14 protein-coding genes are annotated in these 16,164 nt (G+C 74.7%); 5 read left to right on the top strand and 9 right to left on the bottom strand.

The genetic code is table 11. The annotated features are described in order from the left end of the window. Positions 1-260: 260 nt before the first annotated feature. Both BLU95_RS38110 and BLU95_RS38115 read left to right on the top strand, forming a co-directional pair. Positions 261-1,082 (top strand): lipase family protein, encoded by an 822-nt coding sequence (locus tag BLU95_RS38110; protein WP_093864027.1) that lies wholly within the window; start codon positions 261-263, stop codon positions 1,080-1,082. Positions 1,083-1,369: 287 nt separating this feature from the next. After that, positions 1,370-1,984: a hypothetical protein gene (locus BLU95_RS38115; protein ID WP_159425191.1), complete on the top strand. Its 615-nt coding sequence runs from the start codon at positions 1,370-1,372 to the stop codon at positions 1,982-1,984. Between the two features lie 17 nt (positions 1,985-2,001). Here BLU95_RS38115 and BLU95_RS38120 read toward each other — a convergent pair whose 3' ends face one another. Beyond that, positions 2,002-2,595 (bottom strand): TIGR03086 family metal-binding protein, encoded by a 594-nt coding sequence (locus tag BLU95_RS38120; RefSeq protein WP_093864029.1) that lies wholly within the window; start codon positions 2,593-2,595, stop codon positions 2,002-2,004. Positions 2,596-2,746: 151 nt separating this feature from the next. Further along, positions 2,747-3,778 (bottom strand): medium chain dehydrogenase/reductase family protein, encoded by a 1,032-nt coding sequence (locus BLU95_RS38125; RefSeq protein WP_093864030.1) that lies wholly within the window; start codon positions 3,776-3,778, stop codon positions 2,747-2,749. Between the two features lie 261 nt (positions 3,779-4,039). Between BLU95_RS38125 and BLU95_RS38130 the strand changes: the two genes are divergently transcribed. Next, entirely contained in the window at positions 4,040-4,771 is a 732-nt protein-coding gene (locus tag BLU95_RS38130) for a dienelactone hydrolase family protein (protein ID WP_093864031.1), read from the top strand. A gap of 183 nt (positions 4,772-4,954) precedes the next feature. Then, positions 4,955-6,154 (top strand): FAD-dependent monooxygenase, encoded by a 1,200-nt coding sequence (locus tag BLU95_RS38135; RefSeq protein ID WP_093864032.1) that lies wholly within the window; start codon positions 4,955-4,957, stop codon positions 6,152-6,154. Between the two features lie 280 nt (positions 6,155-6,434). Here the strand turns inward: BLU95_RS38135 and BLU95_RS38140 are convergent, their stop codons facing one another. From BLU95_RS38140 to BLU95_RS38165, 6 genes are all read right to left on the bottom strand, one after another. Beyond that, complete coding sequence (locus BLU95_RS38140; protein ID WP_093864033.1) at positions 6,435-6,857, bottom strand: GlcG/HbpS family heme-binding protein; 423 nt, start codon at positions 6,855-6,857, stop codon at positions 6,435-6,437. Between the two features lie 33 nt (positions 6,858-6,890). Continuing rightward, a complete protein-coding gene (locus tag BLU95_RS38145; RefSeq protein ID WP_093864034.1) occupies positions 6,891-8,093 on the bottom strand; it encodes an MFS transporter in 1,203 nt (400 codons plus the stop codon). A 216-nt stretch (positions 8,094-8,309) separates the two neighbouring features. Next, on the bottom strand, positions 8,310-8,777 hold the full coding sequence (locus BLU95_RS38150; RefSeq protein ID WP_093864035.1) for a MarR family winged helix-turn-helix transcriptional regulator: 468 nt from the start codon (positions 8,775-8,777) through the stop codon (positions 8,310-8,312). A gap of 90 nt (positions 8,778-8,867) precedes the next feature. After that, positions 8,868-10,025, bottom strand: coding sequence for an RNA polymerase sigma factor (locus BLU95_RS38155; RefSeq protein WP_093864036.1), 1,158 nt, complete (start codon positions 10,023-10,025; stop codon positions 8,868-8,870). A gap of 8 nt (positions 10,026-10,033) precedes the next feature. Continuing rightward, complete coding sequence (locus BLU95_RS38160; protein WP_093865433.1) at positions 10,034-10,441, bottom strand: YciI family protein; 408 nt, start codon at positions 10,439-10,441, stop codon at positions 10,034-10,036. A gap of 187 nt (positions 10,442-10,628) precedes the next feature. Then, positions 10,629-12,719: a galactose-binding domain-containing protein gene (locus BLU95_RS38165; RefSeq protein ID WP_093864037.1), complete on the bottom strand. Its 2,091-nt coding sequence runs from the start codon at positions 12,717-12,719 to the stop codon at positions 10,629-10,631. Positions 12,720-13,065: 346 nt separating this feature from the next. On the opposite strand from BLU95_RS38165, the gene BLU95_RS38170 reads away from it, so the two are divergent. Then, entirely contained in the window at positions 13,066-13,266 is a 201-nt protein-coding gene (locus BLU95_RS38170) for a DUF8691 family protein (protein WP_093864038.1), read from the top strand. A gap of 43 nt (positions 13,267-13,309) precedes the next feature. On the opposite strand, the gene BLU95_RS43150 is transcribed toward BLU95_RS38170, so the two are convergent. After that, complete coding sequence (locus BLU95_RS43150) at positions 13,310-16,138, bottom strand: winged helix-turn-helix domain-containing protein (protein ID WP_093864039.1); 2,829 nt, start codon at positions 16,136-16,138, stop codon at positions 13,310-13,312. Between the last annotated feature and the right edge of the window lie 26 nt (positions 16,139-16,164).

Below are 16,164 nucleotides of genomic sequence, written 5' to 3' on the forward strand. Positions count from 1 at the left end.
GGGTGGCGGGTCCGGAGCTCCCGGGGCAGTGAGTAGTGCCGGACCCGGTGGTGCCGGGCAGGGTGGCGGGTCCGGAGCTCCCGGGGCAGTGAGTAGTGCCGGACCCGGTGGTGCCGGGCAGGGTGGCGGGTCCGGCCGTCGTTCGGGTGACCCTGCGGTGCGGCGCCGATCGTGCGTGGGCGATCGAGGGTTAGGAAGTGCAGGACCGCACCGCGCCGGTGGTCCGTGGGGCCGCCGGCCCGACGAGAGGAGTCCCCGGCGTGGCCGTCCCCACCACGTTCGACCAGCGGGTGAAGAGCTACAGCCTGCCCCACGCCTACTGGCTGGCCCGGGCCGCCGATCTGGCCTACAAGGACGAGGAGACGATCGAGCGACAGGCCCGCGACTGGGGCTTCACCGAGGTGCGGCACCACGAGACCAGGTTCGCGCCGCCCTTCCCGCTCCAGGACACCCAGGCCTTCACCATGGCCGGTGAGCACATGGTCGTGACCGCCTTCCGGGGCACCGAGCCGCAGCAGATCCGCGACTGGCTGTCGGACGCCACCACCCCGCCCTGGCCGGGGCCGGCCAGGACCGGTTACGTGCACTACGGCTTCGGCGAGGCCCTGGAGTCGGTGTTCCCGGACGTGCGGAAGGCCGTCACCGAGCTCCGCACCCAGGACCAGAGCGTCTGGCTCACCGGCCACAGCCTCGGCGGGGCGCTGGCCATGCTGGCCGGCGCCCGGCTGCTGCTGGAGGAACCGCGACTGGCGGCCGACGGCGTGGTCACCTTCGGCCAGCCCCGGACCTGTGACCGCCTGCTGGCCGCGGCGTACAACAAGGGCTTCCAGAAACGGATGTTCCGTTTCGTCAACAACAACGACATCGTTCCCCAGCTGCCGCCCGAGCCCGCCTACACCCATGTCGACGCGCTGCGGTACATCGACTCCGGCGGGAAGCTGCACGACTCGGTCGGCCTGGTCGGCGGGCTGGCGGACCGGGCGAAGGGCCTGACCGCCGACGCCTTCGCGCCGGCCAGTGACGGCATGCGGGACCACTTCATGCGCAACTACCTCGCCGCGTTGGAGAAGAACCTCGCCTGACCGCGGTGGGGATCCGGGCCCGTCGGGGTCCGGATCCCCCGAACGGGCCGGATTTCCGCGAACGCGTCCTCCCTGCAACCGAGTTCTGGAAGCATCGGCCTGGTTCCGGACCGATCCCGTTCCGGGAGGTGCGGCAGGAGAGGGGCCTCGGGGCGATGCAGAGGACTGGTACGAGGCGTGCGGGGGCGGCGGTTCTCGCCGGGGCGGTGGCCGCCGTGCTGGGGGTCGCGGGCTGTACGTCCGCCGGCTCCACCGGGGCGGCGGGACCGCCGTCGTCCTCGGGCCCGGTGAGCACCACGGCACCCGCTCCGACGGCCACCCCGTCGAGCGGCTCGACGGGAGCGGCGACCGCATCCCCGTCGACCGCCTCCCCGACACCCGCCGCACCGGCGCCGAGCCCGACCTGCTTCGACACCGGCATGGTCGGCGACACCACGGTGGCCGGCTACCTCTCCCGGCTCCCGGGCGCAGCGCGGATCATCGATCCGGGGATCTTCATGGACCTGGACGGCCTTCACCTGGACACCACGGGGGACCAGCGGCCCTGCGGACCGGTGACCGTGCGGATCACCCGGTTCACCGTGCGGCTGTCCCACACCGGTTCGGGCACCGTCACGCGCCCCTCGTACGCCTACAGCCCGCTGGACACCACCGAGGTGACGGTCGGCCCGGCCAACGGCCTCGCCCCGGGCAGCGCGCCCCCGGCGACCTCGCACTGCTCCGGGGTGCTCTCCGTGGTCCAACTGGGCGCGCCGGTCAAGGAGGCCGACCTGCCGCAGCGGCTCGACCTGGTCGCCCCGAGCCCTGCGCCCAGCGCGCCGTACCACCAGCGGGTGAAGGTGACCGGCGAGCGCCAGGTGGCGGCCGGACTGGCCCTCCCGGCCGACGCCGCCACCTGCTGACCGCCGCCGCTGCCGCGCTACGCGGTCGGCGGCGCCCACTGCGGGTCGCGGCCGGTGAAGCCGAGCAGCACGGCGGCCCGGCCGGCGTCCGCGGGGACCTCGACCACGGGGCCGAACTTGCCGAAGGTGTCCCGGACGAAGTCGACGATCCGGGCGGCCGGGCTCTCCAGCCCCTCCGCCAGGGCGTCGGTGAGCGGGAGGTCCTGACCGGTCGCGCGGGCGATGTCCCAGGCGTGCACGGCGGCGTCCAGCGCCGCGACCGCCGCCCCGGCCCCCGCCGGCATCGGGCCCATCGGCGTCGGCACGCTCTCGGCGTCCCGGACCGACTGCCAGGCCTTCGCCGCCGCCTCCAGCACCGCCGCCAGCTCGGCGACCGCGTCGCCGCCGCCCGCCGGAGCGTCCGCCGGGGCGAACGGGTCCCCCGCCGGGGCCTCCTCGGTGATCTGCATGACCAGCGCCTGCTGGTCGAGCCGCGCGTGGTTCAGCACCTGACGCACCGTCCACTCGCTGCACGGCGTCGGCGCGCCCCAGGCGCCCTCCGGCACCCCCCGCACCACGGTCAGCAGGTAGTCGTGCGCCCCGGCCAGCAGCGCGAAACCGTCGACGGACATCCGGCATCCCCTCCAGATTCGTTCGGCATCGACCCGGGCGGCAGCAGCGTCCGCCCCGAAGTCGTTCACCCTCACCATAGGCCCCACCACTGACAATCGGCAGCTCCGGCGGTCCCGGCGGCTCCGGACGGGCGGGCGCGGCCCGGGCCGCTCAGGGCGTCAGCACGATCTTGCCGCCGACCGTGCCGGACTCCGCGAGGCGCAGCGCCTCCGCGGCCCGCGACAGCGGGAGTTCGGCGGCGACCCGGGCCGTCACCTCGCCGCGGCGCACGGCGCCGAAGACCTCGCCGAGGTCGGCCCGCAGCCGGGCGCGGAAACGGTCCTTGCCCAGCCCCCGGCCCGCCCAGATGTTGTAGAAGTGGGCCCGGCGGCCGTTCGGCAGGGTGTTCCAGAGCCAGGTGCGGGCCAGGATCTTGAGCACGGGCCACTGCTTGGAGCCGCTGTCGTCCCGGGTCGAGGCGCTGCCGTAGGCGATCAGCGTGCCGCCGGGGGCGAGCAGGCTCCAGGAGTCGATCACGCTGCGCCCGCCGACGTGGTCGAACACCGCGTCCACCCCGCCCGGCGCCAGCTCCCGGACCCGGGCCGCGACATCGCCGGCACGGTAGTCGACCGGCTCGACCCCGAGTTCGCGCAGGGCCTCGTGGTGGCGGGCGGAGGCGGTGCCGATCACCCGGACGCCCGCCGCGCCGGCGAGCTGGACCAGGACGGAGCCCACGCCGCCGCTCGCACCGTGCACCAGGACGGTCTGTCCGGCGCGCACCCGCGCCCTGCGGTGCAGCATCTGCCAGGCGGTGATGCCGTTGACCACCACGGTCTCCGCCTCGGCCGGGGTGAGGCCGTCCGGCACCGGCACGGCGTCGGCGGCGTCGACGGCCACGTGGCTGGCCCAGCCGCCGACCTTCACCAGGGCGGCGACCCGCTGCCCGAGCAGCCCCGGGTCGACGCCCTCACCGGTGGCCAGCACCCGGCCCACCAGGTCGTATCCGGGCACGAAGGGGAAGGGCGGCTGGTCGTAGTACCGGCCGCGGCGCATCTGCTGCTCGGCGAAGGAGACGCCGGTGGCCTCGACGCCGATCACGATCCGGCCCCGCCCGGCCTCCGGCACGACCCCGTACCGGAGCTCCAGTCCCTCGGGGGCCACGACACCCGGCAGTACGACCTCGACCAGACGCTCGTCACTCATGGTCCTGCTCTCCTTCTTCGCTCGTCAGATGCTCTTGCGTTCGTTATAAGTTATAACTCCTTCGGGTCGTGAGCGTCAAGAGCGATCGTGAGACCCTCTAACTGCGTGCTTCCTCCAAGATCGTCGTGATAGCTTCGCTCCCGCCGTGCGCCGCTGTTACCGGAGGAGGTGGGACCGATCAACGCTGCAACCCGTCGGGTACCCCTCTCTCGCATGGCCTGAGGGCTGCCCGCACCAGGCATCCCGAAAGGCCCGAACGCTGTGCACCTCGTCTCCGAAACCTCCTCCGACGGCATCCGCGAGCAGCTCCTCGTCGTCGACGACGTCCCCGCCGCGCTGTGGACGCCGGCCGGATCCGCCGCCGCCCGCCCGCTGGTCCTGCTGGGCCACGGCGGCGGCGAACACAAGAAGCAGCCCGGCATCCTGGCCCGGGCCCACCGGCTCGTGACCGAGTGCGGCTTCGCCGTGGTCGCGCCGGACGTCCCCGGACACGGCGACCGGCCGGTCGTGGAGGAGTACGACCGGCTCGCGACCGCCAATCAGGAGCGGATCGCGGCCGGCGCGGAGCCGGGGCGACTGCTCGCCGAGTTCCACGCCCTGGTGGCGCGGCGGACGGTGCCGGAATGGCGGGCCGTCCTGGACGCCGTCCAGCGGCTCGACCACGTCGGCGCCGGACCGGTGGGCTACTGGGGCGTCTCGCTGGGCTGCGGGCTCGGCGTGCCGTTCGTCGCCGCCGAACCCCGGGTCCGTGCGGCGGTCCTGGGCCTGGGCGGGGCGCTCGCCTCGGCCGCCGAGGCCGCGCGGATCACCGTTCCGGTCGAGTTCCTGCTGCAGTGGGACGACGAGCGGGTGCCGCGCGAGGCGGGGCTCGCCCTCTTCGAGGCGTTCGGCTCCGCCGAGAAGACCCTGCACGCCAATGCCGGCGGGCACGGCGAGCTCCCGGCCTTCGAACTCGACAGCACCCTGCGGTTCCTCGCCCGCCACCTCGGCTGACCGCGAGCGCGGCCGCCGTCCGGCCGGCTGCCGGCGGTCCCTCCGGGGCCTGTCGGGGGCCTGCCGGCGGTCTGTCGGTGCGCCGACAGCGGCACCGGTGTCCTGCCGGTGTCCTGACGGTGCGTCGACAGCGGGCGCGGGGAACCTGGTCCGTGGCAGCACACGAACCAGGGGAGGCCCGCCATGCCCAACAGCACGCGACCGCAGCACTCGCGCCCGACCACCGTCCTGATCTCCGGTGCCGGGATCGCCGGCACCGCCCTCGCCCACTGGCTGGACCGCTACGGCTTCCGCGTCACCGTGGTCGAGCGCGCGCCCTCCCTGCGCGGAGGCGGCCAGCCGGTGGACATCCGCGGCAACGCCCTCGAAGTCGTCGACCGGATGGGCCTGTTGAAGGAGGTGAAGGCGCTGCGGACCGGTCTGCTGGGGATGTCCGTCGTCGACGGCGACGGCCGGGAGCTGAGCCGCACCACCGAGCGGACGGCAAGCGGCGGGCCCGTCGACGGGCCGGACGTGGAGATCCTGCGCGACGACCTGGCCGAACTGCTCGCCGGGGTGACGGACAGCGGCGTCGAGTACCGGTTCGACGACTCGATCGACACCCTGGTGCAGTACGAGGAGGGGGTCCAGGTCCGGTTCCGGGGCGGCGAGGAGCGATCCTTCGACCTCGTCGTGGGCGCCGACGGCCTGCACTCCAACACCCGTCGGCTCGTCTTCGGACCGGAGGAGGACTACCTGCACCCGATCGGTACCTACGTGGCGGGCTGGAGCGTGCCCAACCACCTGGGCCTGGACCGCTGGCAGGTCATCCACCGGCCGGGCGACTCCTCGGGGCGGCTGTGCATGGCGATGACCGTCCGGGACAACGCCGAGCTGCGTGTCTTCGTCGGCTTCGGCTCCGACGAGCCGGTCGCGCGGATGCTCCCGCGCGACCCGGCCGAACAGCGCCGCCTGGTCGCGGGAATCGCCGCGGACCTGCGCTGGGAGGTGCCGCGCTTCCTGGCGGCCCTGGACGACACCGAGGTGTTCCACTACGACGTGATCGCCCAGATCAAGATGGACCGCTGGTGGAACGGCCGGGTCGTGCTGCTCGGCGACGCCGGGTACTGCTGCTCGCCGCTGACCGGCCAGGGCACCAGCGTCGCTCTGACGGCGTCCTACGTGCTGGCGGGGGAGCTGCACCGGGCCGACGGCGACCACGGCACCGCCTACCCCGCGTACGAGCGGCGGCTGCGCGAGCACGTGGCCGCCAACCAGGCGATCCTCGAACTCACCGGCGACCGGCTGACGGCGGAGGGCGCCGAGGGCGGCTACGAGGAGATCGGCCCGGAGATGGACGAGGTCTTCCGCGCGGCCACGGTCTTCGACCTGCCGGACTACTGACGGGCTGCTGCCGGAGCGCCGGTCGCCCCGAGGTAGGCCGAGGTGTCCCGAGGTGTCCCGAGGTGGGCCCGAGGGCGGGGCACGTGCGCGGACGGCCCCGGCCCGCCGAGGAGGCGGGCCGGGGCCGTGGTGCGGTTCGGGTCACGGAACACTTTGCAAAGTCGCCGGTGACTTTGCAAAGTGTTCTGCTTCGCAAAGCGCGAGGCGCGCGAGGCGTGGGCGGCGGGAGCGGTGGGTGGACCGGGGGGCGCTGCCGACGGCCCCGGCCCGGGCCCGCGCGTCAGTCGGCGAGGTGCCGGAGGGCGGCGGTGGCGAAGCCGTGGTCCTGCTCGGGAGCGCCGCCGCCGACGCCGAGGGCGCCGATCAGCCGGCCGTCGCGGTGGACGGGGACGCCGCCGGCGATGAACAGCAACGGCCGGTCGAGCGCGGTCGGCAGCGAGTGGAACGGCCCGTCGGGCTTGACCAGGTCGACCAGGTCGGCGGTCGGGGCGTTCAGCTGGAGCGCGGTGTAGGCCTTGCGGGTGCTGGTCTCGCCGGAGACGAGGACGGCCCGGTCGTCGCGACGGAAGGCGAGCAGGTGGCCCCCGGCGTCGAGGACGGTGACGCTGACCAAGACCCCCGCCGCCTCGGCGGCGGTGCGGGCGGCGGTGACGAGGGCCTCGGCGTCGGCGGTGGTCAGCGGGGTGACGGTGGTGGTGCTCATGGTGGTGCTGCTCCCTGGAGACATGGGGGACGGTCAGTGGTGGACGGGAACGGGGGTGGGTGACGGCGCGGTGGCGGCCGTCGGGGCCTTGGCGGTGCGGCGCTCCAGCGCGGCGGACCAGACGGCGAGGACCAGCGCCGCGGCGGCGAGCAGCGCGCCCACCCAGTTGGGCGCGGTGTAGCCGAAGCCGGCGGTGATGACCGTGCCGCCCAGCCAGGCGGCGAGCGCGTTGCCCAGGTTGAAGGCGCCGATGTTCACGGCCGAGGCGAGCGTGGGGGCGCCGTGCGCCTGGTCCAGCACCCGCTTCTGCAGCGGCGGCACGGTGGCGAAGCCGAGCGCCCCGACCAGCACGACGGTGATCGCGGCGAGGGCCTTGTTGTGGGCGGTGAGGGTGAAGAGCGCGAGCACGAGGGCGAGGCCGCCGAGGGTGGTGTACAGCAGTGGCATCAGCCGCCGGTCCGCGAACCGGCCGCCGAGCAGGTTGCCGAGGAACATCCCGACGCCGAACAGCACCAGCAGCCAGGTCACCGCGCCGTCCGAGTAGCCGGCCACCTGGGTCATCATCGGGGCGATGTAGGTGATCGCGGCGAAGACGCCGCCGAAGCCGAGCACGGTCATCGCCATCGCCAGCAGCACCTGCGGGTTGCGGAAGGCCGTCAGCTCGCGGCGCAGCCGGGCGCCCTCGGGGCGGGGCTGCTCCGGGACGAGCCTGGCGATCCCGGCCATGCCGGCCAGTCCGAGCGCGGCGACGATCACGAAGGTGATCCGCCAGCCGACGGCCTGGCCGATGTACGTGCCGAGCGGCACGCCGACGATGTTGGCGACGGTGAGCCCGGTGAACATGGTGGCGATGGCGCCGGCCTTCTTGTCCGGGGCCACCAGTTCGGCGGCGACGACGGAGCCGATGCCGAAGAACGCGCCGTGGGCGAGCGAGGCGACCACCCGGCCGGCGAGCATCGTGCCGAACGAGGGGGCGGCGGCGGAGAGCACGTTGCCGACCACGAACAGGCCCATCAGCAGCATCAGCATCCGCTTGCGGCTGACCTTGGTGCCGAGCACGGTGAGCAGCGGCGCGCCGAGGACCACGCCGAGGGCGTAGCCGGTGACCAGCAGGCCCGCGGTCGGGATGGAGACGCCGTAGTCGGCGGCGATCTCGGGCAGCAGGCCCATGATCACGAATTCGGTGGTGCCGATGCCGAAGGCGCCGACGGCCAGAGCGAGCAGTGCGAGTGGCATTGGGCCCGACCCTCCTGTGATTGCTTGAGTGAGCTCCTTGCGTGTCTTCACAATAATTGCAGACGCGCGCTAACTGCAAACGCGGGCTGTCGCTGTGGTCTGGATGTCGGCTGGTGCAAGCCGTAGGGCGGGGTCCGGAACGCACAGGACCGGTCCCAGCGCAGTGCTGGAACCGGTCCTCGGGGTGCTCGGCGGAAGTCGGTGCGAAAGGCGGGGCTACCGGGCGGCGGCCGGGGCGTCCATGGCTTCGACGGCCTCGACCAGGGAGGCCAGCTCGGGGTTGCGGGCCGCCTCGGTGAGTGCCTCGCGCAGGGCGGCGTCGTTGGTCGGCCGGGCCTGTGCCAGCAGCTCCAGCCCGGCCTCGCTCACATTGGTGTAGATGCCGCGCCGGTCGGTGGGGCACAGGTAGCGGGACAGCAGGCCCCGGTCCTCCAGTCGGGTGACCAGTCGCGTGGTGGCGCTCTGGCTCAGGACGACCGCGTCGGCGACCTGCTTCATCTGCAGGTGGCCGCCCTCGCCGTCGTGCTGGCGGCTGAGCACGTCGAGCAGCGAGTACTCGCGCACGCTGAGGTCGTGCCCGCTCTGCAGGGCGCGTTCGATGTGCCCCTCGATCCGGCTGTGCAGGAGGGAGAGCGCGCCCCAGCCGCTGGCCAGGGCGGTGAGCGCGGGGTCCGTCGCGGTCATGGTCCGGGTCTCCTTCCGGGGGTGACCGTTCCAGGATAAGTCATCGGAGGAAATACCGGCCAGGGCCGTTAGTCCGCGAGTGCAATCACTTCAGGGGCGGTCGCCCCCGCCCGACGCCGTGTTCAGCCGGGCGGCCTGGCGGGTCAGATGGTCCCGCTCGGCGAGGCTGGACGCCGCCCGGGCCGCCTCCGCGTACAGGCCCGCCGCCGTCGCCCGGTCGCCCGCGCGCTCGTGCAGGTAGGCCGCCGCCGCCGCGCGGCGCGGCACCGCCGCGTCGACGCCCGCGAGCGCCGCCAGCCCCGCGCGCGGCCCGTCCGCCTCGCCGACGGCGACCGCGCGGTTCAGCGCCACCACCGGACTGCCGGTCAGCCCCAGCAGCTCGTCGTACCACTCGACGATCTGCACCCAGTCCGTTTCCCCGGCCGTCGGCGCGTCCGCGTGCAGCGCCGCGACCGCCGCCTGCGCCTGGAACTCGCCCAGCCGGTAGCGGGCCAGCGCGCCCTGGAGCACCGCGACGCCCTCGGCGATCGCCGCGGTGTCCCACCGGGAGCGGTCCTGCTCGGCGAGCGGCACCAGCGCGCCGTCCGGCGTCGTCCGGGCCGCCCGCCGGGCATGGTGCAGCAGCATCAGCGCCAGCAGCCCCGCCACCTCCGGATGGTCCACCCCGGCCGCCAGCTGCCGGGTGAGCCGGATCGCCTCGGCGGCGAGGTCGACGTCCCCCGAGTAGCCCTCGTTGAACACCAGGTAGAGCACCCGCAGCACGGTCGCGACGTCGCCGGGGCGGTCCAGCCGCACCCCGGACACGGTGCGCTTGGCCCGGCTGATCCGCTGCGCCATGGTCGCCTCGGGCACCAGGTAGGCGCGGGCGATCTGCCGGGTGGTGAGCCCGCCGACGGCGCGCAGGGTGAGCGCGACCGCCGAGGCGGGCGACAGCGAGGGGTGGGCGCACAGGAAGTACAGCCGGAGCGTGTCGTCGGCCTCGGCCACCGGCCCCGGCGCGGGCTCCTCCTCGGCCCGGTCCTCGCGCCGGCGCCGGGCCGTGTCCGCCCGGGAGGCGTCCAGGAACTTCCGCCAGGCGACCGTGACCAGCCAGCCCTTCGGATCGCGCGGCGGGTCCTCGGGCCAGACCCGCAGCGCCTCGACCAGCGCGTCCTGGACGGCGTCCTCGGCCGCCGCGAAGTCGGCTCCGCGGCGGACGAGGACGCCGAGCACACCCGGGGTGAGACCGCGGAGCAGTGCCTCGTCCATGGGAACGGTCACTCGGTGACGGTGGGCGCGACGCCGTAGAAGGGACGCAGCTCCAGCCACTCGTGGATCGGCCGGCCGCCCGCGCCGGGGGCGGCGGACAGCTCACCGGCCAGCTCGACGGCGCGCTCGTAGCTGTCGACGTCGATCACCATCCAGCCCGCGATGAGGTCCTTGGTCTCCGCGAACGGGCCGTCGGTGACCGGCGGGCGGCCCTCGCCGTCGTACCGCACCCAGGTGCCCTCGGGGGCGAGCGCCTGGCCGTCGACGAACTCGCCGGTCTTCTCCAGTGCGGCGGCGAAGTCGTTCATGTACTGGATGTGGGCCGACACCTCCTCCGGCGTCCACCGGTCCATCGGCACGTTGTTGACGGGCTCCGGCGCGCCGCGGTAGTGCTTCAGCAGCAGGTACTTGGCCATGATGACCCTCTCCTCGGGGGTGGTGCGGCCCATTCTGGCCGCGCTCACCCCTGGGACGGAGCAGGCCGGCGGTTCTCGACACCGTCGCCGAAGATTTTTCCGGAATCCTCGCGGGCCCGTCCGGGGCGGGTCGGCGCGACCCTCCCCGGACGGGCCCGACGCAGGTCCGGTCCGGGCCCGGAGCAGGTCAGGCCCGGTACACGCCCACGTCGTACAGCGAGTACCCCCACGAGGTGGCCCGCTGCTCGCCGTGCACCCGGACGTAGCGCGCCGGGACGCCGGGGAACCGGGCGGTGTCCAGCCCGCCGTCACCCGAGGTGGTGGACCAGACGGTCCGCCAGTCGGTGCCGTTGGTGGAGACCTCGATCCGGTACGCCCTGGCGTAGGCGCGCTCCCAGTCCAGGGTGACCCGGGAGACCAGGGTGGTGGTGGACAGGTCGAGCTGGATCCACTGGTCGTCGCTCCAGTCGCTGGCCCAGCGGCTGGACGTGCTGCCGTCGATCGCCCGGTCCGCCGCGTAGCTGACGAACGGGTTCCACTCGGTGGAGCTGGCGGAGGCGGTGGCCCCCACGCCGAGGTTGACGGCCGCCTGGTGGTGCTCCGCGGCGCCGAGGGTGGTGAGGTAGGACTCCGCGCCCCGGAACAGGTCGTCGACCACTCCCTGCCCGCCGACCTGCCGGATGTCCTCGATCCAGTCCGGCACCAGGCCGTAGTGCGCGGCCCCGTCGGTGTTGAGGTCCCAGGTGCGGCTGCCCGCGGTGGCGCGGTCGACCAGGGAGCCGCCGTCGGCGGTGCGGAACGGGTAGCGCACCGGGTTCGGGGTGTCGGCCCCGCGCGGGCCGGGCCAGCCGCCGACGCCGTTCATGTCGGTGCCGTAGCCGTACCCGACGCCGTACTTGTCGCGCAGCGCGTCGGTGCGCTTCGCCTCGGCGCTGAACGCCTCCGCGCCGTTCATGTACTGGGCGACGAAACCGCCGAGCTTGTAGACGCGCTCCATCCAGCCGAGGTCCATCCAGCTGTGCGAGGAGACGACGCCCGGGTAGGACTGCGATTCCAGGATGTCCAGGGCCCGGCCGGCGGCCTTGACGCTCATGTGGTCGAGTTCCAGCATCATGCCGCGCCGCATCATGCCGCGCAGGGCGTACTCGCCGAGTTCGGTCAGCCCCCTGGTGTTGCACTGCGCGTCCCCGGCGTACGAGGGGACGGTGACCCCGGCGGGCAGCTGCTGCTGGATCGAGGCGGGGGTGGGTGCCAGCCCGATCGGGTTGTCGTGCTGCGGACCGGGGCAGGTCTCGGTCTGCCAGAAGGTACCGGTCGACAGGAACTGCCCGGCGTTGATCGCCGTGCCGAGCGCGCCCTCGTCGAACCGGACGCCGCACAGCGCGTTGTCGAACTTGTGGCACAGGAACATGCTGCGCACGCCGAGCCCGTACAGCTCGTCGAGGCCGCGGTCGATGTCCGCGCGGCTGCACTGGGCGATGTCCAGGACCTGCTTGCAGCCGAACGGCTCGGAGGTCTCGACGCCGAGCACCACGGCGAGTTTGCCCTGCTTGACGACCTCGCGGGCCTGCGCGCTGTCGGTGACGATCCGGAACCAGCCCTTGCCGGGCCCGCCGTACATCTTGTCGACGTACGCCTGGAGGTCCCAGGACTTCTGGGCCTCCAGCCGGATCGCGGTCATCTCGTCGCAGCTGCGGTCCTTGAAGAAGTAGACCGAGCAGATCACGCCGTTGGTCACCAGGTCGTTGACCAGCACCCGCTCGCCGCCGCGCCAGGCGCGCTCGATCCAGGCGTAGTAGTTCTGCTGGTGGGTCAGCGAGTCGTGGGCCGGCCAGTCCTTGAAGGTCGGCCAGCCGACCGGGTCGTGCTTGCCGTCACCGCCCTTGGTGATGAGGTCGAAGATGGCGAGGGAGCCGTCGGGGTAGTGCTCCGGACAGTCCTTGAGGGCGTCCTCGACCCCGGCCTCGGAGAAGGCCTTGCCGCAGATGAGGCGGCCGCCGAAGCCCTCGGCGGCCATGATGTGGTCGTGGGCGTCGACGAAGCCGCGGACCTTGCCCTGGGCGTCGGTACCGGTGAAGGGCGCGCCGGTGACGCCGATCGCGGCATCGGGGGCGGGCCGGGCGACCGGGTCCCACCAGTTCGGCCCGGTGGCGCCGTGCGCCGGCGCGGCGAGGGCCGCGGCGACCAGGGCGAGCAGCGTGGCGATCAGGGTGGCGATCCGGCGGCGGACAGGGAAGCGCTGTGCGTGGGGACGACGTGGGTGGGGGAGTCGCGTCATGTGCACCCCAGTTCCGGGTGGCGGGCGGACGACGCGGACGACGCCAGCCCGCGGCACGGCGCGCCGCCCGGGCGGGCTGTCATGTCCTGCGTACTCGGTGGGTCGAGAATCGCCACTGTTGGATTTTTCGTCAATAGCCGTGGCACAACCCGCTCGTGCCAATACCGGCCGGGACGTGGAGCCGGCGCCGCACGCGGACCCGAGCTCGGCGCCGCACGCGGACCCGAGCTCGGCGCCGCACGCGGACCCGGCCCGGCCCCGCACGCTCACCTCACCGGGGTGATGCGGCGGGTGCCGCGAGGCGGCGAGACTGGACGCCACCGCCGAGGCGAAGGGAGCCGGCCCCATGCGCTACGAGATCCGGGTGTCCGGCGTACTGCAGGAGACGACCCGCCGGGAGGGCTTCCCGGAGCTGGCGAGCGCGGTCGTCCCGGACCAGACGGTGCTGGTCGGCGAGGTGGTGGACGAGGCCCACCTGTACGGGCTGCTGAACCGGTTCCAGGCGCTCGGGCTGACGGTCACGGAGCTGCGCCGGCTGCCCGAGTGAGCCGCCCCGGCCCGGTCCGGTTCAGGGCGCGTCCCGGTCCGGCTCAGGGCGCGTCCAGCAGCCGCAGCCGGGTGGCGGTGCGCACCGCGTCCCGGCGGCTGGCCGTCCGGAGCTTGCGGTTGACGCTCTTGAGGTGCGTCTTGACGGTGTTCGGCGACACGTACAGCTCCTCGGCGATCTCCTGGGTCGACAGCAGCCGCGCGGCGCAGAGCAGGATCTCCCGCTCCCGGCCGGTCAGCGGCTCGACCGGCGCTCCCGCGACCGGCCCTCCCGCGACCGGCGCCGGCCCGGCGTCCGCCTTCCGCTCCGGAGCCGGGTCGCGGGCGGGCGGCCGCAGATCGGCCGGCAGCCAGCCGTGGGCGGCCGCCACCCGGGGGAGTCCGCGCAGCCGTCGGCGCACCCAGGGCGCCGACTCGCGGAACGGGCGGCACAGCCGCTCGGGCTCGGCGGCGGCGAGGGCCTCGGTCAGCAGCCGGGCGCTGTCCGGACCGTCCGGCTCGGCCTGCGCCAGCAGCAGCAGGGCCCGGGCACGGGTCGCGCCGCCCACGGCCGGGTCCTCGCGCAGGGCCCGCAGCCCGGCCAGGGTGTCCGACACGTCGAGGCCGGCCGCGAGCCGGGCCCGGGCGGCCACCACCAGGGACCCGGGCGTCCGGACCGGCACGTCGTCCAGGGCCGCGACGGCCTCCTCCGGCCGTCCGGCGGCCAGGTGCGCTGCGCAGGCCGTGACGGCGAGGCGTTCGCGGCTCCAGTCGGAGGCGCGCTCCCCGAGCCCGTGCCGCCGGGTCTCCTCCAGCAGCCGCAGCGCGCTGTCGGGCCGGCCCCGGGCCAGCTGGAGCCCGGCCCGGACCACGGCGTTGCCGAGCGCGACCACCGGGTCCCGGCCCGGTGTGCGAGCGCCGGTCGCCCGGTTCAGCGCCGTCCGGGCCTCGGCGGGCTCGTCGCGCTCCAGGGCGACGGCGGCCAGTACGAGGTCCCGGACCTCGGTGCGGCTGTCCGGCGGCAGACTGGCCCGGTCTGCCTCCTCGTCCGCCTCGCGCACCCGGCGCTCCGCCCGCCCCGGGCTGCCGCGCAGGTGTTCGATGAGCGCCAGCCGGCACAGCGCGTCGTGGCGCAGCCGGGCGGTGGTGGGCGAGAGCGGCGCCCGCGCGGCGCGTTCGAGTGCCTGGCGGGCCTCGTCCAGGCGCCCGTGCCAGAGCAATGTGGAGCCGAGGTCGGCGGCCACCAGGGTGAGCAGCTCGGGGTGGCGCGCCAGCAGCTCGGCGGGCACCAGGTGGCCGAGCTCCTCGGCCCGGCGGGCGGCCCGGTCGGCGAGCGCGGCCGAGCCGAGCAGCCGCGCGGCGCCGGTGCGCACCAGGACGGCGGCCAGCTGGAGCGGGGTCCGCTCGGCAGGCAGCAGCGGTTCGACGTGCTCCAGGATCCGCAGCGCGCCGGCGGCCTCGTCGCGGGTGAGGTGGACGGCCGCCCGGACCAGCTCGGCGGCCGGGCTGTGCTCGGTCGGCGGCATCCGGGTGAACAGCGCGCGCAGCCGGGTCGCGTCGCGCCCGGCCAGCAGCTCGCCGACGGCGTACTCGTCGACCAGCAGCCGCGCGGCCAGCGCCCAGTCCCCGGCCTCGGCCGCGTGGTCGAGCGCCGCCCGGTACTGCCCGTGGCCGGCGAGCCAGTGCGCGGCCTGCACCCGGAGCTCGTCGACCCGTTCCGGGGCGGCGGCGCGCAGGTGCAGGCGCAGGATCCCGGCGAACATCGGGTGCAGCCGGTACCAGCCGTCGGGCAGGGCGTCGGTGAAGGCGTTGTCGTGGTGCAGCCGCTCCAGGATCCGCCGCCCGTCGCGGCGGCCGGTGAGCGCGTCGGCGAGGTCGGGGTGGACCCGGCCCAGGATGCTGCAGCGCAGCAGCAGGTCCTGGGTCGGCGCGGGCTGGGTCCGCAGCACTTCGGCGAGCAGGAAGTCCGCCAGCGCGGCGGGACCGGCGTCGATCCGTCCGAGGTAGTCCTCGGGGTCGTCGGCGTCCTGCGCGGCGAGGGCGAGCAGCCGGACGCCGGCGGTCCAGCCGGACAGCGCGCGGTGCACGGCCCCGACGACGGCCGGGCCGACGCGCAGCCCGTGCCGTTCCAGCACGGCGGCCGTCTCGCCGCGGTCCAGCGCGAGCTCGCCGGCCCGGATCTCGGCCAGCTCGCCCGCGGCCCGGTAGCGGTGCAGGGGCAGCAGCGGTTCGCTGCGGCCGACCAGGACGAGCCGCAGCCGGCCGGCGGTGTGCCGGACCAGGTCGTGCAGCTGTTCGGCGAGCCGCAGGTTGTCGAGGTGCTCGCACTCGTCCAGGACCAGCACCAGCGGCCGGGGGAGGCCGTTGATCCAGGCGGCGAGCCGCAGCAGCAGGGACGGCTCGACGTGCTCGGCCCGGGCGGGGGCGCCCACCTCCGCCGGCAGTCCGCCGACCCCGGTCTGCAGGGCCTCGCGGACATAGGCCCAGAAGGTGCCGGGCTGGTTGTCGCTCGGCTCCAGGGTGAGCCAGCCCACCGGGCCGGGGAGGCGGCCGCGGGCCAGCCAGTCGGCGACCAGCAGCGTTTTGCCGGCCCCGGCCGGGCCGTTGACCAGGGTCACCGGGCGGAGCGCGGCCGCGTCGAGGCGGCCGAGCAGGCGGTCGCGGTGCAGGAAGGCGGCGGCGGGCGGGTGGGGCGGCCGGACCCGGGTGGCGAGCATCGGGTCGCCGTTGGGCAGCCGGGCCGGGGCGGGCGGGGCCGCGACCTCCGGGAGGGCGTCCGCCGAGGGGACGGGGTCCGCCGAGGGGACGGGGGCGGCGGGCGCGAGGGCGAGTACCGGTGGGGAGGCGTGCCCGGTCCGGGAGAGCGGTTCGGGTGCTGCGCGGGTGTACGGCATGGGGCCACCGCCTGGTGGTTCCGCCC

It is taken from the genome of Streptomyces sp. TLI_053, assembly GCF_900105395.1.
GTDB lineage: Bacteria > Actinomycetota > Actinomycetes > Streptomycetales > Streptomycetaceae > Kitasatospora.